Below are 15,469 nucleotides of genomic sequence, written 5' to 3'. Positions count from 1 at the left end.
TAGCCCGCGCAGCGGGCGTATCGAGATCCACCAGCATCAAGGGCGAGTCTTCAGTCCCGCCCTCCTGACGTTGGTGGGTCTCGATACGCCCCTGCGGGGCTACTCGACCAGCATGCACATCCCTGCCTACCAGTCGACCGGCATGCGCATCCCTGCGGGCTACTCAGCCGGCATGCACATCCCCGCGGGCTACTCAGCCAGCATGCACATCCCCGCGGGCTACTCAGCCAGCATGCACAGCCCCGCGGGCTACTCAGCCGGCGTGACGGCGGGATCGCGTTCTCGGCCTCGTCACCAGGGGGGCGGCGTCGCCGCTCGACCACGATGGCGGAGGGCTAGGGATTCGAACCCTAGAGACATCTCTGCCCACCAGTTTTCAAGACTGGCTCCATCGGCCGCTCGGACAGCCCTCCCTGCCTCGCCCCGCGGGGAGAGACAGTCGATGGTAACCGACGGCCCGCGCGACGCGGGAGCGGGCGGCGCCGCGTCGGGTCAGCGCAGGTCGGCGAGGGCGACGGCGACGCCGTCCTCGTGCACGCCAGGGAGGATCGCGGAGGCGACGGCGAGGACCTCGGCGGGCGCCTGCCCCATCGCCAGGCCGGCGCCGTGCTCGGCGGCCCAGGTGAGCATCTCGATGTCGTTGCGGCCGTCGCCGAGCGCGACCACGTCGCTCCGCTCGATGCCGAGGCGGTTCCGGACCAGCTCGAGCGCGGTCGACTTGTTGACGCCGTGCGGGGCGATGTCGAGCCAGGCGGTCCAGCCGATGGCGTAGCTGACCTGGTGCAGGCCCATCCGCTCGACGAGCTCGGTGAACTCCTCGATGCCGGTGCCGGGCGAGATGACGACCACGCGGGTGGACTGCACGCCCAGCAGCTCCTCGAAGGGCACGTGCACCGTCTCGGCGCCCATGACCGCTCCGCCGGGGAAGGCCTCGGTGTAGGAGAAGGCGCCGTCGGCGTCCTCGACGGCGTAGTGCGCGTCGGGCAGGTGCCGGCGGATGGTCTCGAGGACCTCGGTGGGGTCGAAGGTCTCGACGACGTCGGGGCGGTAGCCGCCCTCCGCCTCGGGGTCGCGGCGCAGGGTGACGGCGCCGTTGCAGCAGATGACGAACTCCGGAGCGATGCCCAGGCGCGCGACCACGGGCAGCGTGGTCGACGGCGAGCGGCCGGTCGCGAGCATGACCTCGTCGCCCTGGGCGACCACCCGCGTGATCGCGTCGACGACCGCGTCGGTGATGGTGCCGTCCTCGTGCATGACGGTGCCGTCGATGTCGAGGGCGATGAGGCGGCGGCCGGCGCTCATGCGGTGCGGACCGGCTCGAGGACCTCGAGGCCGCCCAGGTGCGGGCGCAGCGCCTCGGGGACGAGCACCGAGCCGTCGGCCTGCTGGTGCGTCTCGAGCAGGGCGACGATCCAGCGGGTGGTCGCCAGCGTGCCGTTCAGAGTGGCGACGGGCGCCGTCTTGCCCGACTCGGTGCGGTACCGGGTGTCGAGGCGGCGGGCCTGGAAGGTGGTGCAGTTCGAGGTCGACGTCAGCTCGCGGTAGGCGTCCTGGGTGGGCACCCAGGCCTCGACGTCGAACTTGCGCGCGGCGCTCTGGCCGAGGTCGCCCGCGGCGACGTCGATGACGCGGTAGTGCAGACCGAGGCTCTGCAGCACGCCCTCCTGGTGGGCGAGCAGGCGCGCGTGCTCCGCCTCCGCGTCCTCGGGCAGCGTGTAGACGAACATCTCGAGCTTGTTGAACTGGTGCACCCGGATGATGCCGCGGGTGTCGCGCCCGCCCGAGCCGGCCTCGCGGCGGTAGCAGGTGCTCCAGCCGGCGTAGCGCTTCGGGCCGCCCGCGAGATCCAGGATCTCGTCGGCGTGGTAGCCGGCGAGCGCCACCTCGCTGGTGCCGGTGAGGTAGAGGTCGTCGTCGCGGAGGCGGTACACCTCGTCGTCGTGCTCACCGAGGAAGCCGGTGCCGTCCATGATCTCGGGGCGCACCAGCGTCGGCGTGATCAGCGGGGTGAAGCCGGCCTCGAGGGCGCGCTCCAGGCCGAGGTTCATCAGCGCGATCTCGAGCCGGGCGACGAGGCCCTTGAGGAAGTAGAAGCGCGCGCCGCTGACCTTCGCGCCGCGCTGCATGTCGATGCCGTCGAGCAGCTCGCCGATCTCGAGGTGGTCGCGGGGCGCGAAGTCGAAGACCGGGCGCTCGCCCACGGTGCGCACGAGCTCGAACTTGTCCTCGCCACCGGCGGGAACGCCGTCGATGATCGGGTTGGCCAGCCGCTTCACGAGCGAGCCGAAGCGCTCGTCGGCCTCGGCGGCCTCCTGCTGCGCCTGCTTCGCGGCGGCGGCGAGGCGCTGCGCCTCGGCGACCAGGGCCGCCTTCTCGTCCTTCGGCGCCTTCGCGACGGTCTTGCCGAAGGCGTTCTGCTCGGCGCGGAGGCGCTCGGCCTCGGTGATCGCGGCCCGGCGTGCTCGGTCGGCCTCGAGGGCGTCGTCGACGAGCTCGACGGAGTCGCCGCGCGCCTCCTGCGAGCGCTTCAGGACGTCCGGGTTCTCGCGGAGAAGTACGGGATCAATCACCCCAGCAGTTTAGAGGGGCCGGGAGGCGCGCCTGAGGATCGGCCGGGCGGACCGAACCGGCGGGGCCGGGGCTGCGAACCACTTCTGCGCCACCTCCTCCGACGGACGGCGCCGGCCCCCTCCGTTCCCCCGCGAGCGGGCCGCAGCGCTCCGACCACAGCTCCCCGACCTCACCCCGAGAGGCCCCGCCATGACTCCCCGACCCCCGACCGTGCGCGTCGAGCGCTCCGGCCCCGTCGCCCGCCTGATCCTCGACCGGCCGGACGCTCTCAACGCGCTCGACCTCGACACGGCCCTGCAGCTGGTGCGCGCCCTGATCACGCTGAACGCCGACGCGGGCTGCACCGTCCTCGTCGTCGAGTCCGCGGGTCGCGCGTTCTGCACCGGCGGCGACGTCTCGGCGATCCTGGGCGCCGACCGCCCCGACCGGTACCTCCGCGATCTGGCGACGACCGCTGGCGAGGCCTTCCGCCTGCTCGGCGAGAGCAGCGCCGTCGTCGTCTGCGCGATCGACGGCATCACCGCGGGAGCCGGGATCGCCTTCGCGCTCGCCGCCGACATCGTCGTCGCGACGCCCGCCGCCACCTTCGTCAGCGCCTACGGCGACGTCGGGCTCGTGCCGGACTGCGGCGTCACGGCGACCCTGCCCGCGACGATCGGGCGCCGCCGCGCCCTGGACTTCGTGCTCTCCGGCCGCTCCGTCCGGGCCGCCGAGGCGCTCGAGTGGCAGCTCGTCACCGAGGTCGTCCCCCGCGCCGAGCTCGCGGCCCGCGTCGACGAGCGCGTCCGGGCGCTCGCCGCCCGCCCGCCGCTGGTGGCCGCCGCCGCCAAGCGACTGCTGACCACCGAGCCGCTCGACCTCCGCGAGCGGATCGAGGAGGAGACCGACACCCTCGTCGAGCTGCTCGCCACTGAGCGCACCCGCGCGCTGCTCGAGGCCGAGCACGAGCGGCAGCAGCGCCGCCGGGCCCGCAGCAGCATCGCGGCCTGACCGGGGACCCCCGTCAGGACCGGGCGACGAGCCCGCCGAGATCGCGGATCGACGCCGCCCCCGACTGCTGCAGCATGACCCGGAACTCGCGGTCGAGGAGTCCGAGCAGCCCGGCGACCTCGTCGGCGCCGCCCACGGCGAGCGCCCACATCAGCGGCCGCCCGACGAAGACCGCGCGAGCCCCGAGCGCGAGCGCCGCGAGCACGTGCCGGCCCGTGCGCACCCCGCTGTCGATGTAGACCTCGGCGTCGGCGCCGACCGCGTCGACCACCTCGGCGAGCGCCCCGACAGCGGTGATCGAGCCGTCCATCCGCCGGCCGCCGTGCGTCGAGACGACGACCCCGGAGGCGCCCGCGTCGACCGCGCGACGGGCGTCCTCGCCGCGCAGCACGCCCTTCACCAGGACCGGCACACCGCTGACCGAGCGGAGCCGGCCGATGTCGTCGAGTCCCGGGTTCGGCACGGGACGGCCGAGGACCAGTGCGCGCTCCTGCTCGGTCAGATTGCCGAGCCGCGCCTTCCCGGGGATCTCCGGCCAGGTGAGCGGCTCGATGCCGGGGCGCTCGCCGCGCAGCACCGGCATCTCGACCGTGAGCATCAGCGCGCGGGCGCCGTGCTCAGCGGCCCGCTCGATCAACGCGTGGGTCACGTCGCGGTCCGCGAGCAGGTAGACCTGGAACCACCACGGCGCACCCGCCGCGGCGATCCGCTCGAAGGGCAGCGCCGTGTTCGTCGAGACGCCGAGCAGGGTGCCGGCGCGCGCCGCCGCCTCCGCCATCGCGATCTCGCCGCGCGGATCCGCCGCGTTCTGCTGCGCCATCGGCGCGATCAGCACGGGGCCCCGCACCTCGGTGCCGAGGACCGAGGTCGTGGTGTCGCCGTCGAGCTCGCCGCGCAGCGCCGCCGGCCGGAAGCGGATCGCGTCCCAGGCCGCGAGGTCGGCGTCGCGCTCCGAGCGGCCGCCCGCGACGGCGCCGTAGTAGTCGGCGACGAACCAGGGCAGCACCTCGCGGGCGCGCTCCTCCAGCTCGGCGACGAGTCGGCGGGTCGGTGTGCTGTCGGCTGTCATGGGCGGCCTCCCCTTCGAGGGCGCCGGTGCGGCGCGGGGGCGGGGCCGGGAGGCTCCGCCGCGGCTCGACTGTACCCGCGGGCGCCGCCCTGCGATCGGAGGAGCGCCGCGCTGCCTTCTCGGCTACGGTGGACCCTGCGAAGGGGAGTAGTTCCCACCGTCCGCCGAGCGGACGACGAGGCGCGTCGACATGCTGGTCCGGAGAGTCCCGGACCCGGCGCGCCACCCGGATCCTCGCGGAATCGGGCGAACGAGACCTTCGGTCAGTCGACACGTGTCCTGGCCGGTCCTCTCGCGCGGGTCGGCCGGGGTGCCGAAGCCCAGGAGATCCCATGGCGACCATCGCCCGAGACACCCCTTCCTCCCCCACGCCGGTGCAGATCCGCCGCTGGCGGCGCTACCTCGCCGACGAGCTGGCCGAGGCCGCGAGCTACCGCGATCTCGCCGAGCGCCGCTCCGGCGAGGAGCGCGAGATCCTGCTCGCCCTGGCCGCGGCCGAGGGCCGGCACGAGGAGCACTGGCGCGAGCTGCTCGGGCCGGCGGCCGAGCCGCAGCCCCGACCCGATCTGCGCACGCGGCTGCTCGGCTTCCTGACCCGGCAGTTCGGCTCGGTCTTCGTCCTCGCGCTGATCCAGCGCGCCGAGGCCCGCTCGCCCTACGCCGACGACGACGACGCGACGGAGGCGATGGCCGCCGACGAGCGGATCCACGGCGAGGTCGTCCGCGGGCTCGCCGAGCGCGGTCGCAACCGGCTCTCGGGCACCTTCCGCGCCGCGGTGTTCGGCGCCAACGACGGCCTGGTCTCGAACCTGGCCCTCGTCCTCGGCGTCGGTGCGAGCGGAGTCGGCACCGGGGTCGTCCTGTTCACCGGCATCGCCGGGCTGCTCGCGGGCGCGCTCTCGATGGGCGCCGGCGAGTTCGTCTCGGTGCGCTCGCAGCGCGAGCTGCTCTCCGCCTCCTCCCCCGACCTCGACACCAACCACGTCGTCCCCGACCTCGACGTCGACGCCAACGAGCTCTCGCTCGTCTACCGCGCCCGCGGGCTCTCGCAGGAGGACGCGGACGCCCGCGCGGCCCGGGTCTTCGCGGGACTGCGCGGCGGCGCGGCGCCGACCTCGCCGATCACCATCGGCGGAGTGAAGGCCGACCCGTCGGTCGACGAGTACGAGTCGATCGGCACCGGCATGGGCGCGGCGCTGTCGAGCTTCTGCTTCTTCGCCTCGGGCGCGATCATCCCGGTGCTGCCGTACCTGCTCGGGATGTCGGGGCTGGCCGCGGTGGTCCTCGCGTCCGTCCTCGTCGGCCTGGCGCTGCTCGCGACCGGCGCGATCGTCGGCCTGCTCTCCGGCGCGCCGCCCCTCGCGCGCGCCCTGCGCCAGCTCGGCATCGGCTACGGAGCGGCGCTCGTCACCTACCTGCTCGGGCTGCTGTTCGGCGCGTCGGGGGTGTGAGCGGCCGGCCGGAGCCGGCGTGCTCATGCTGATCGAGTAGCCCGCGCAGCGGGCGTATCGAGATCCACCCTCCGCGGGAAGTGCTGGCGGTCGCGGGTCTCGATACGCCCCTTCGGGGCTACTCGACCAGCAGGATCCAGCGACCCCACCCCTTCGCCGACGAGCGCCGCCCCTGCTGATCGGACAGCGCGCGCAGCGGCATCCCATGCTGATCGAGTAGCGCGCGCAGCGCGCGTATCGAGATCCACTTCCGCCGGACGTGCTGGTGACAGTGGGTCTCGATACGCCCCTGCGGGGCAACTCGACCAGCATGGCTGCGGCCGTCTCTTCCAAGGGGATCCCCTCGCCGCCGGAGGTCTCGCCGTCAGAGGGTCGTCGCCTCGGTCTCGACGTCGTCAGAGGGCGCCTGCTTCGCGGGCCGGGCCCGCCAGCGCAGTGCGGCGACGCCCATCGCCAGCAGCAGCGCGAACGGCAGGCTGCCCAGCAGCGGGATCGAGGCGTAGTAGGTGATCTGGCGCTGGATCCACTCCGGTGACGGGGTGTCGGAGTCGCCGTAGTACGACGCGGGCGGCGAGGAGTAGCCGCTGTAGAGCAGCGCGACGCCGAGCACGCTGCCGGCCAGCCCCGCGAGCAGCAGGGCGAGCAGCCAGGGGTTCCGCCAGAGCGGCGCCGACGGCTCCACGGCGACCTCGACGCGGCGGACGGACGTCTCCTCGGGCGCGGGATCGGCGAACGGCTCCCGGGACAGTGCCACATCCGAGGGCAGCCGGGCGGGTGCGCTGATCGGAGTGCCGCTCTCGGCCGCCCGCCGCGAGCGCCGGCTGTCGGCCGTGGTCGCGATGTCGGCGAGCGCGGGCGGCCGCCGACGCGCGATCCCCTCCGGTGCCGCCACCGGCCGGGCGAAGGCGCGCTCGTCGCCGCGCACCCGGTCCACTCCCCCGGTGAAGCCCCGCTGGAAGGCGGCGTCGTACCGCGGATCGACGCGCTCGCGCTCGGCTCCGCCTCGTTCAGTCATCGTCGACCTCCGGTTCGCTGCCGAGGATCCCGCGCAGCCAGTCACGCGCCTCGATGAACACCTCGTCGTCGTAGCGTCGCACGTACGAGACCGGACGGCGATCCGCACGGGGATACGAGCCCAGGAAGATCACCCGCGGACTGAAGCGGCGAAGGCCCAGCAGGGCGTCGGCGACCCGCTCGTCGTGCGCGTGGCCGTCGAGGTCGATGACGAAGCGGTAGCGGCCGAGGGCGTCGCCGATGGGCCGCGACTGGATCATGCTCAGGTTCACTCCGCGGGTCGCGAACTGCTCGAGCATGTCGAGCAGCGCGCCGGGGGCGTCGGAGGGCAGCTCGACGATCAGGCTGGTCTTGTCGGCGCCCGTCGGCTCGGGCAGCACCCGCGAGCGCGAGACGTGCACGAAGCGGGTGACCGCGTTCGGGTTGTCGCCGATCCGCTCCGCGAGCACCTCGACGTCGTGGTGGCGGACGATGCCCGGCGGTGCGATCGCGGCCTGGGCGGGCGAGCCCGCGAGCAGGTCGATCGTGGCCTGCACGTTGCTCGACGCGGGCAGGTGCTCGTGGCTCGGAATCGTCCGGTCGAGCCACTCGCGGCACTGCCCGTAGGCGACCGGGTGCGCGGCGACGATCCGCACGTCCTCGAGCCGCGCGCCCGGGCGGCCGACCAGGATGAAGGACACCGGCACGAGGTACTCGCCGACGATCCGCACGCCCGGGATCCGGGCCAGCGCGTCCTGCGCGGCCGTCACCCCGCCCTCGACCGAGTTCTCGATCGCGATCACCGCGCCGTCGCTGCGCCCCGACACCAGGTCGTCGAGCGCCTCGCCGACGTTCCCGACGCTCCGCCAGACGTGCCCGCGCGCCTCGGGGACCTGCGCGAGCGCCGCCTCCGTGAACGTGCCGGAGGGCCCGAGATAGCTGTAGGTGCGGGGGGCGGGGGCGGTGTCGGGGACACCGTCGGAGGCGCGGTCGGGCATGGCGGACAGCCTAGCCAGCGCCTGTCCAGCCGGTATCGCGGCCCCGGCGCGACTGCCACTATGGACCCCATGACCGATCGCGCAGGGAAGCCGGCAGAGGCCTCCGATCTCATCGACGTCGAGGCCCTCGTGAGGGCGTACTACGAGAAGAAGCCGGACGTGTCCGACCCCTTGCAGAAGGTGGTCTTCGGCACCTCCGGGCATCGCGGCTCGTCGTTCGACACCGCCTTCAACGAGGACCACATCGCGGCGGTGACCCAGGCCATCGTCGAGTACCGGACGAACGAGGGCATCACCGGGCCGCTCTTCATCGGCGCCGACACCCACGGCCTCTCGCGCCCGGCGCTGACGACCGCGCTCGAGGTGCTGGTCGCCAACGAGGTGCGCGTGCTCGTCGACGAGTTCGACGACTACGTGCCGACCCCGGCGCTCAGCCACGCGATCCTCCGCTACAACAACGACCCGTCGCACACCGACCGGGCCGACGGCATCGTGGTCACCCCCTCGCACAACCCGCCCCGCGACGGCGGCTTCAAGTACAACCCGCCGCACGGCGGCCCCGCCGACTCCGACGCCACCTCCTGGATCGCGAATCGCGCCAACGAGCTGATCGCCGACGGCAACCGCGACGTGAAGTCGGCCGAGCCGAGCGCCGTCGAGACCTACGACTACCGCACGCACTACGTCGCGGACCTGAAGAACATCATCGACATCGACGCGATCAAGAAGGCCGGGGTGAAGATCGGAGCCGACCCGCTGGGCGGCGCCTCGGTGCACTACTGGCAGCTGATCGCCGAGATGTACGAACTCGACCTGACGGTCGTCAACGGCGAGGTCGACCCGGCCTGGGGCTTCATGACCCTGGACTGGGACGAGAAGATCCGGATGGACCCGTCCTCCCCCAGCGCGATGGCCTCGGTCGTCGCCCGGGCCGGCGACTACGACATCCTCACCGGCAACGACGCCGACGCCGACCGCCACGGCATCGTCACGCCCGACGGCGGCCTGATGAACCCGAACCACTACCTCGCGGTCGCGATCGACTACCTGTACCGCCACCGCTCCGGCTGGCGCGAGGACGCGGCGATCGGCAAGACGCTGGTCTCCTCCTCGATCATCGACCGGGTCGCGGAGTCGCTCGGCCGCCGCCTCTGGGAGGTGCCGGTCGGCTTCAAGTGGTTCGTGCCCGGGCTGGTCGACGGCTCGGTCGGCTTCGGCGGCGAGGAGTCGGCGGGAGCGTCGTTCCTCCGCTTCGACGGGACCGTCTGGACCACCGACAAGGACGGCATCCTGCTGGCGCTGCTCGCCTCCGAGATCGTCGCCGTCACGGGCAAGAGCCCCTCGGCGCTGTACCGCGAGCTGACCGAGCGCTTCGGCGACCCGGTCTACGAGCGCGTCGACGCGGTGGCCACGAAGGCTCAGAAGGCGGCGCTGGGCAAGCTGGACGGCGACGCCATCTCGGCGACCACCCTGGCCGGCGAGGAGATCGTCGCGAAGCTCTCGAAGGCCCCCGGCAACGACGCGGCCGTCGGCGGCGTCAAGGTCGTCACCGAGAACGCGTGGTTCGCTGCGCGCCCCTCCGGCACCGAGGACGTCTACAAGATCTACGCCGAGTCCTTCCGCGGCCTCGACCACCTGCACGAGGTGCAGGCCGAGGCCCGCACCATCGTCGACGCCGCCCTGGGCTCCTAGCCCGCGCCGCCCCCGCCGAGTCGCCCGAGAAGGCTCGTTCTCCACCCCGGGAACGAGCCTTCTCGGGCGAGTCAGTGGGGCCTGTGGACAACTCCGCGCACGGGAGGGCCAGAGGCGCCAGCATGGCGCGGTGAGTGGCGACGAGCCGGAGGGCGTCTTCAGCGTGGCGGCGGGGAGCGCCGCGGGGCTGTCGCGTGCGCGGATGCGGTCAGCGGAGTACGCGTCGCCGGCCTACGGAGTCAGATCGACGGCTCCGGCCGTCACGCTCGCGGATCGCTGTGCGGCGATGCTGCACCGGCTCGGCGACCACGTCTTCGTCTGCGGGCCGACCGCGGCTCTCCTCTGGGGTGCGCCGCTCGACCGGCGCTGGGAGCAGCGGCTCGTCCTGGACGTCGCCGTCGTCGCACCGGCTCGGGCGCCGCATGCGCGCGGTCTTGCAGGACGCAGCCTCTCCGTAGATCGTGACGTCGACCTCGTCGTCGGCAGGCGAGGCGCGCTGACGACTCCGGCCCGTACCTGGTGCGACCTCGGCGCCGTCCTCGAGCTCGCGGACCTCGTCGCGGTCGGCGACGACCTCCTCCACCGACGTCTCCTCACCGAGGAGTCTTTGTGTGCCGCGCTCGACCGGTATCCGGGTCGACGCGGGATCGCACGCCTGCGTCGAGCCCTCGGGCTGCTCGACGGCCGGGCGGAGTCCCGTCCCGAGTCGCAGGTCCGTGTGGCTCTGGTGCTCGCGGGGATCTCGGGTCTCGAGGCGAACGTCGAGATCCGTGACGAGGCGGGCGCCTTCCTCGGCCGGGTCGATCTCTGCATCGCTCGGGCCCGTGTGGTCATCGAGTACCACGGCGACTACCACCGCTCCGAGCCCGGGCAGTGGCGGAGGGACGTCGCCCGCGCCCGCCGCCTCCGCGCGGCCGGCTGGACCGTGATCGAGCTCACCGGCGACGACCTCGCCGACCTCGCCTCCGTCGTCGCCCAGGTGCGCGCGGCGCTACACCACTGACTCGCCCGAGAAGGCGAGTTCTCGGGGTGGAGAACGAGCCTTCTCGGGCGACTCAGCGGGTGTCGGCTACCAGCGGGGGTGGACCGTGGGGCGGAAGTGGGTGTCGTAGAGGGCGTTGACGGCCTCCATGAAGGCGGGGCCGAGGGGGGCGGCGTCCGCGGCGGTGGCGTTCGCCTTCGCCTGCTCGACGGAGCGGGCGCCGGGGATGACGGCGGTGACGCCGTCCTGCTGGATGATCCAGGCCAGCGCGGCGGCGGCGGGGGCCAGGCCGTGGTCGGCGGCCAGGCGGGAGAACTCCTGCGCGGCCTCGACGCCGGTCGCGAAGTCGACGCCCGAGAAGGTCTCGCCGACGTCGAAGGCGGAGCCGTCGCGGTTGTAGTTGCGGTGGTCGTCGGGTGCGAAGGTCGTCTCCGTCGTGTAGCGGCCGCTGAGGAGGCCGGACGCGAGCGGGACGCGCGCCAGGATCCCGACGCCGGCCTCGCGGGCCGCCGGCAGCACCGCGTCGAGCGGCTTGAGGCGGAACGCGTTCAGGATGATCTGGACGCTCGCGACGTTCGGCCGCGCGATGGCGGTGAGCGCCTCCTCCGTGCGCTCGACCGAGACGCCGTAGTGCGCGATGGCGCCCTCGTCGACCAGGGTGTCCAGCGCGTCGAAGACGGCGTCGTCGGAGTAGACGGAGGTCGGCGGGCAGTGCAGCTGCACGAGATCGAGCGTGTCAACGCCGAGGTTCGAGCGCGAGCGGTCGGTCCAGGCGCGGAAGTTGTCCAGCACGTAGTTCGCGGGGATCTGCTCGACGCGGCGGCCCATCTTCGTCGCGACGAAGACGCCCGCGTCGGGGTGCGCGGCGCGCCAGGCGCCGATGGTCCGCTCGCTGCGGCCGTCGCCGTAGACGTCGGCGGTGTCGAAGAGGGTGACGCCGGACTCCGCCGCGGCGTCGAGGATCGCGAGGGCGTCGCTCTCCGCGACGTCACCCCAATCGGCACCGAGCTGCCAGGTTCCGAGGCCGACGACGGAGACGGGCGCACCGGTGCGGCCGAAGATTCGAGTTTCCATTCCTCCACCGTAGGTGCGGCCGGAGGATGCGAGCAGCCCCTTGCGCGTGCCCTACCGTCGGAGCATGAGCCTCGTCGTCCTCGGAAGCGCCAATCTCGATCACGTCCACCGGGTCGCCCGCATCCCCGCCCCCGGCGAGACCGTCCTCGCCCTCGACTCCCGCACCTTCCCCGGCGGCAAGGGGCTCAACCAGGCGGTCGCCGCCGCCCGCACGGTCGCGGGCAGCAGCTTCGTCACGAGCCTCGGCCGCGACGCCGCGGGCGACGAGCTCGCGGGGCTGCTGGCGGAGGAGCCGCTCGAGCTGCACGCGCGCCGCGGCGACGAGCGCACGGGCACCGCGCAGATCACGGTCGACGACTCCGGCGAGAACGCGATCGTCGTCGACTCCGGGGCGAACGCCGCCTTCACCGACCTGACCGCGCAGGAGGAGGCGCTGATCGCCGGCGCCTCGGCGCTCCTGCTGCAGCTCGAGATCCCGGTCCCGACCGTGCTGGCGGCGGCGCGCGCCGGCCGCGCGGCGGGGACCACCACGATCCTCAACGCGGCGCCGATCGGCCCGCTGCCCGAGGAGCTGCTCGCCGAGCTGGACGTGCTGATCGTCAACGAGCACGAGGCGCGCGAGCTCGGCGCCGAGCGCGGCATCGCGGCGGCGGACGACACGGCCCTCGCCGTCGCCCTCACCGCGCTCGTCCCGGTGGTGCTGGTCACCCTCGGTGCGGACGGCGTCGTGGTCGCCGTCCGCGACCGCGAGTCGGTGCGCGCACCCGCCTTCCGCGTCTCCGTCGTCGACACGACCGGCGCGGGCGACACCTTCTGCGGCGTCTTCGCGGCACGGCTCGCGAGCGGCGGCGAGAGGCTCGACGACCCGGTCGCGCTGGTCGAGCTCGTCCGCTGGGCGACCGCCGCCGCGGCGATCTCGGTCACCCGGGCCGGCGCGGCGGTCTCGACGCCGACGGCCGCCGAGACGGAGGCCTTCCTCGCCGAGCACGGCGCCTAGCGGCGCCCTCGAGGACGGCGCGCTTCCGCGTCAGTCGACGGAGGCGATCCGGACCGCGATGCGCGCGCGACGCCCGGGGTGCTCGCGCCGGCACCACTCGCGCACCGCGGAGCCGACCGCGCGGGCGATGTCGGGCGCCGACGACTCGGCGGCGACGCAGACCTCCGCGGACACCGACACCTCGTCGCCGAGGACGCGCACGAGCACCGGCTCGGCGAAGGTGCCGCCGGAGACCGCGCCGAGCGGGCCGTCCGCGGGATCGACGGTGGCGGGCGTCAGCGCGCCGGCCGCGTGGGCGAGGACGTCGCGCACCTGGCCGCGCGCCGGGACGAGCATCGCCACTCCCGCGAGGGCGCGGATCTCGGCGGTGAGCACGGCGGCCGCGCTCGGCGCGGATCCAGCGGGGGCGACCGCGGGGACCAGCACGGCCGGGGCGACGGGGATCGGCTCGGACCCGCTCACGACTCCTCCCCTCCCGGCACGTAGACGTCCTCGACGCGCACGTCGATCGTCGAGACGCGCAGCTCGGTCTGGGTGAGCAGCCGCGAGTGGATGCGCTCGCGCACCTGCTGGGCCGCGTCGGCGATCGGCACGCCCCAGAACACCGAGATCGTCACCTCGACCGCGATGTCGGCACCCGGATCGGCGACGTCGCCCTGCAGCCGGCAGCGGCCGACGAGGACTCCGGAGACGCTGTCGCCCGCCTCGCGGACGATGCCGCGGACGGCGCCCTCGGTGATCGTCAGCTCGACGTCGGGGTCGGTGCTCGCGAGCGGGATGTCGCGTCCGGCCCGCGCCTCGCGCCGCACCTGGGTGAGGATCGAGCCGAACCAGCTCTCGGTGGGCGCGGGCAGGTGCGCCGCGTCGTCGTCGATCAGCGCACCGGAGAGCGCGCGGACGCGCTCGAGGGCGCGCAGCGTGCGCCGGTGCTCCGGCGACTCCTCGATGGCGGGGTCGTAGGGCAGGCGGCCCCGGTCCAGGTAGTCGCCGAGCTCGTCGATGCCGATCGCGTCGGCGGAGCCGTCGTCCGGCTCGGCGTCGGCGTCGTCCGCGACCAGCGGCACGGGCAGCGGCAACACGGCGTCCTCGCCGGTGCCGGGCAGGCCGGGCGTCCCGCCGGGCGTCTCGTCCGGGGTCATCGCGCCGACTCCTTCATCGCGCCGACTCCTTCTCCGCGGGCCCTCATCGCCAGTCCTCCATCGCCACGACCAGCGACTCCCGTGCTCGGGCGAGCTTGCCGCGGACGGCGGTGGCGGTGATGCCGAGGTGCTCGGCGATCTCACTGTACGACTCGCCGCCGACCTCGCGGAGCAGCCAGCACTGCCGCTGGGTCTCGGGCAGCTCGGCCAGCGCCTGGGCGAGAGCGCGCATCGCGTCGCTCTGCTCGACCGACTCGAACGGCCCGGGCTCGCGCGCCGGCGGGTGCTCGACGGCGTCGACGTCGTCGACCGGCTTGCGCTGGCGGAGCAGGTCGACGCTGGAGCGGCTGACGATCCGCATCATCCAGCTCCGCACGCTCGCCGGCTCCTGGAGCTGCGGGAGCTGGGCCCAGACGGTGATCAGCGCGTTCTGCACCGCGTCGGAGGCGTCCGCCTGCGAGCCGGTCAGCCGCCAGGCGTAGGCGCGGAGGATCGACTGGTGCCGCTTGACCAGCACCTCGAACGCGCGGACGTCGCCCTCGGCGGAGCGCTCGGCGAGGAGCGCGTCGCTCGCCGTCTCCAGACCGGGCATGGGACTCCTCCAGCGGGCACCGGCTCGAGCCGGCATCGACCATCAGGTGACTGTCAGGAAAAACTCCGGATCGCACCGTGACGAATCCCCGTCGGGCTCCGTCTCACTCATGAAAGCACAGCCCGACGGGAAATCCGCCGGACTCCCCGACCCCGGCCGCGCACCACCAGCGGCCGACGACACGCACAGGAGTCACCATGAGCGACAGCACGCGCACCCCCGCCACCCCCGCCACTCCCACCGCCCCCCGCGTCGACAAGGCGTCGGTCGACACCGTCACCAGCCTCGGCAACAGCGCCGCCGCGGGCACGGCTCAGGGCCGCACCGTCATCGACGACGCCGTGATCGCCAAGGTCGCCGGCATCGCCGCGCGCCAGGTGCCCGGCGTCTTCGCCCTCGGCAACAACGCCGCCCGTGCCTTCGGCGCGATCCGCTCGGCCGTCGGCGGCAACGACCACGCCCAGGGCGTCAGCGTCGAGGTCGGCGAGACCCAGGTCGCCGCCGACGTCACCCTCGTCGTCGAGTACCCGGTGCCGATGCAGTCGGTCGCCGACCAGGTCCGCGCCGCGGTCTCCGAGGCCATCACCGAGCTCGTCGGCATGTCCGTCGCCGAGATCAACGTCGCCATCGTCGACGTGCACATCCCCGGCGAGGACAAGGGCGACACCGAGACCGAGAGCCGCGTCCGATGAGCGACCCCCGCACCCCCGCCCCCGCCCCGGCCGGCCGCAGCACCACGCTGGGCCTCGTCGTCGGCGCGGTCCTCGCCTTCGCCGCCCTGCTCTTCGGCTTCTGGGGCTTCGTCCTCACCGCCGTCTTCATGGCGCTCGGCGTCCTGATCGCGCGGATGCTGGACGGCTCGCTCGACGTGCGCAGCCTCGTGGACGTGTTCCGCGGCCGCACCACCTCCCGCTAGGAGTC

16 protein-coding genes and 1 tRNA gene are annotated in these 15,469 nt (G+C 73.7%); 7 read left to right on the top strand and 10 right to left on the bottom strand.

What is annotated here, in order from left to right; genetic code table 11:
* Nucleotides 1–325: 325 nt before the first annotated feature.
* The 3 genes from MT350_RS01635 to serS all read right to left on the bottom strand — a co-directional run bounded on the left by MT350_RS01635 (nt 326) and on the right by serS (nt 2,570).
* Nucleotides 326–413 (bottom strand) — tRNA-Ser (locus MT350_RS01635).
* Nucleotides 414–492: 79 nt separating this feature from the next.
* Nucleotides 493–1,302, bottom strand: a complete 810-nt coding sequence (locus tag MT350_RS01630; protein ID WP_123734998.1) for an HAD family hydrolase — start codon at nt 1,300–1,302, stop codon at nt 493–495.
* Nucleotides 1,299–2,570 (bottom strand): serine--tRNA ligase, encoded by a 1,272-nt coding sequence (serS, locus tag MT350_RS01625; protein WP_123702032.1) that lies wholly within the window; start codon nt 2,568–2,570, stop codon nt 1,299–1,301. The genes MT350_RS01630 and serS overlap by 4 nt, the downstream gene beginning before the upstream one ends.
* Nucleotides 2,571–2,760: 190 nt before the next feature.
* Between serS and MT350_RS01620 the strand changes: the two genes are divergently transcribed.
* Nucleotides 2,761–3,561, top strand: coding sequence for an enoyl-CoA hydratase/isomerase family protein (locus MT350_RS01620; protein ID WP_243600527.1), 801 nt, complete (start codon nt 2,761–2,763; stop codon nt 3,559–3,561).
* A gap of 13 nt (nt 3,562–3,574) precedes the next feature.
* Here the strand turns inward: MT350_RS01620 and MT350_RS01615 are convergent, their stop codons facing one another.
* Entirely contained in the window at nt 3,575–4,630 is a 1,056-nt protein-coding gene (locus tag MT350_RS01615; protein WP_243615307.1) for an alpha-hydroxy-acid oxidizing protein, read from the bottom strand.
* A gap of 332 nt (nt 4,631–4,962) precedes the next feature.
* Between MT350_RS01615 and MT350_RS01610 the strand changes: the two genes are divergently transcribed.
* Nucleotides 4,963–6,081, top strand: a complete 1,119-nt coding sequence (locus tag MT350_RS01610; protein WP_243615306.1) for a VIT1/CCC1 transporter family protein — start codon at nt 4,963–4,965, stop codon at nt 6,079–6,081.
* A gap of 364 nt (nt 6,082–6,445) precedes the next feature.
* Here MT350_RS01610 and MT350_RS01605 read toward each other — a convergent pair whose 3' ends face one another.
* Nucleotides 6,446–7,096 carry a hypothetical protein gene (locus MT350_RS01605; protein WP_243615305.1) on the bottom strand — a complete coding sequence of 217 codons (651 nt, stop codon included), beginning with the start codon at nt 7,094–7,096 and terminating at the stop codon, nt 6,446–6,448.
* Nucleotides 7,089–8,072 (bottom strand): prephenate dehydratase, encoded by a 984-nt coding sequence (pheA, locus tag MT350_RS01600; RefSeq protein WP_123734993.1) that lies wholly within the window; start codon nt 8,070–8,072, stop codon nt 7,089–7,091. Before pheA ends, MT350_RS01605 begins: the two co-directional genes overlap by 8 nt.
* Nucleotides 8,073–8,141: 69 nt before the next feature.
* Here pheA and pgm point away from each other — a divergent pair, with 69 nt between their 5' ends.
* Together pgm and MT350_RS01590 are read left to right on the top strand one after the other, a co-directional pair.
* Entirely contained in the window at nt 8,142–9,764 is a 1,623-nt protein-coding gene (gene pgm / locus MT350_RS01595) for a phosphoglucomutase (alpha-D-glucose-1,6-bisphosphate-dependent) (protein WP_123734992.1), read from the top strand.
* Between the two features lie 130 nt (nt 9,765–9,894).
* Complete coding sequence (locus tag MT350_RS01590) at nt 9,895–10,767, top strand: DUF559 domain-containing protein (protein ID WP_243600523.1); 873 nt, start codon at nt 9,895–9,897, stop codon at nt 10,765–10,767.
* A 66-nt stretch (nt 10,768–10,833) separates the two neighbouring features.
* Here MT350_RS01590 and MT350_RS01585 read toward each other — a convergent pair whose 3' ends face one another.
* On the bottom strand, nt 10,834–11,820 hold the full coding sequence (locus MT350_RS01585) for an aldo/keto reductase (RefSeq protein WP_243600522.1): 987 nt from the start codon (nt 11,818–11,820) through the stop codon (nt 10,834–10,836).
* A 64-nt stretch (nt 11,821–11,884) separates the two neighbouring features.
* Between MT350_RS01585 and MT350_RS01580 the strand changes: the two genes are divergently transcribed.
* Entirely contained in the window at nt 11,885–12,817 is a 933-nt protein-coding gene (locus tag MT350_RS01580) for a ribokinase (RefSeq protein WP_243615304.1), read from the top strand.
* A 30-nt stretch (nt 12,818–12,847) separates the two neighbouring features.
* Here MT350_RS01580 and MT350_RS01575 read toward each other — a convergent pair whose 3' ends face one another.
* Genes MT350_RS01575 through MT350_RS01565 form a run of 3 tightly spaced genes read right to left on the bottom strand, consistent with a single transcriptional unit; the run spans nt 12,848 to nt 14,548 of the window.
* The gene (locus tag MT350_RS01575; protein ID WP_243600520.1) at nt 12,848–13,279 is read right to left on the bottom strand and encodes a hypothetical protein; all 432 of its coding nucleotides are present in this window, start codon (nt 13,277–13,279) and stop codon (nt 12,848–12,850) included.
* Nucleotides 13,276–13,956: an Asp23/Gls24 family envelope stress response protein gene (locus tag MT350_RS01570; protein ID WP_123734987.1), complete on the bottom strand. Its 681-nt coding sequence runs from the start codon at nt 13,954–13,956 to the stop codon at nt 13,276–13,278. Before MT350_RS01570 ends, MT350_RS01575 begins: the two co-directional genes overlap by 4 nt.
* A 43-nt stretch (nt 13,957–13,999) precedes the next feature.
* Entirely contained in the window at nt 14,000–14,548 is a 549-nt protein-coding gene (locus MT350_RS01565; protein WP_123444992.1) for an RNA polymerase sigma factor, read from the bottom strand.
* Nucleotides 14,549–14,745: 197 nt separating this feature from the next.
* Between MT350_RS01565 and MT350_RS01560 the strand changes: the two genes are divergently transcribed.
* Entirely contained in the window at nt 14,746–15,240 is a 495-nt protein-coding gene (locus tag MT350_RS01560) for an Asp23/Gls24 family envelope stress response protein (protein ID WP_243600519.1), read from the top strand.
* The gene (locus tag MT350_RS01555; RefSeq protein ID WP_123444990.1) at nt 15,237–15,464 is read left to right on the top strand and encodes a DUF2273 domain-containing protein; all 228 of its coding nucleotides are present in this window, start codon (nt 15,237–15,239) and stop codon (nt 15,462–15,464) included. The genes MT350_RS01560 and MT350_RS01555 overlap by 4 nt, the downstream gene beginning before the upstream one ends.
* Nucleotides 15,465–15,469: the final 5 nt, after the last annotated feature.

It is taken from the genome of Rathayibacter sp. VKM Ac-2928, from assembly GCF_022815545.1.
Classification (GTDB): Bacteria; Actinomycetota; Actinomycetes; order Actinomycetales; family Microbacteriaceae; genus Rathayibacter; species Rathayibacter festucae.
This window is presented reverse-complemented; position numbering and strand designations above follow the sequence as displayed.

Bases quoted from the DNA above. Each gene is read 5' to 3' on its own strand.
- pgm (WP_123734992.1), top strand. From the start codon at position 8,142: ATGACCGATCGCGCAGGGAAGCCGGCAGAGGCCTCCGATCTCATCGAC.
- pheA (WP_123734993.1), bottom strand. From the start codon at position 8,072: ATGCCCGACCGCGCCTCCGACGGTGTCCCCGACACCGCCCCCGCCCCC.
- MT350_RS01585 (WP_243600522.1), bottom strand. From the start codon at position 11,820: ATGGAAACTCGAATCTTCGGCCGCACCGGTGCGCCCGTCTCCGTCGTC.
- MT350_RS01620 (WP_243600527.1), top strand. From the start codon at position 2,761: ATGACTCCCCGACCCCCGACCGTGCGCGTCGAGCGCTCCGGCCCCGTC.
- MT350_RS01580 (WP_243615304.1), top strand. From the start codon at position 11,885: ATGAGCCTCGTCGTCCTCGGAAGCGCCAATCTCGATCACGTCCACCGG.
- MT350_RS01560 (WP_243600519.1), top strand. From the start codon at position 14,746: ATGAGCGACAGCACGCGCACCCCCGCCACCCCCGCCACTCCCACCGCC.
- MT350_RS01555 (WP_123444990.1), top strand. From the start codon at position 15,237: ATGAGCGACCCCCGCACCCCCGCCCCCGCCCCGGCCGGCCGCAGCACC.
- MT350_RS01605 (WP_243615305.1), bottom strand. From the start codon at position 7,096: ATGACTGAACGAGGCGGAGCCGAGCGCGAGCGCGTCGATCCGCGGTAC.
- MT350_RS01630 (WP_123734998.1), bottom strand. From the start codon at position 1,302: ATGAGCGCCGGCCGCCGCCTCATCGCCCTCGACATCGACGGCACCGTC.
- MT350_RS01570 (WP_123734987.1), bottom strand. From the start codon at position 13,956: ATGACCCCGGACGAGACGCCCGGCGGGACGCCCGGCCTGCCCGGCACC.
- MT350_RS01615 (WP_243615307.1), bottom strand. From the start codon at position 4,630: ATGACAGCCGACAGCACACCGACCCGCCGACTCGTCGCCGAGCTGGAG.
- MT350_RS01610 (WP_243615306.1), top strand. From the start codon at position 4,963: ATGGCGACCATCGCCCGAGACACCCCTTCCTCCCCCACGCCGGTGCAG.
- MT350_RS01565 (WP_123444992.1), bottom strand. From the start codon at position 14,548: ATGCCCGGTCTGGAGACGGCGAGCGACGCGCTCCTCGCCGAGCGCTCC.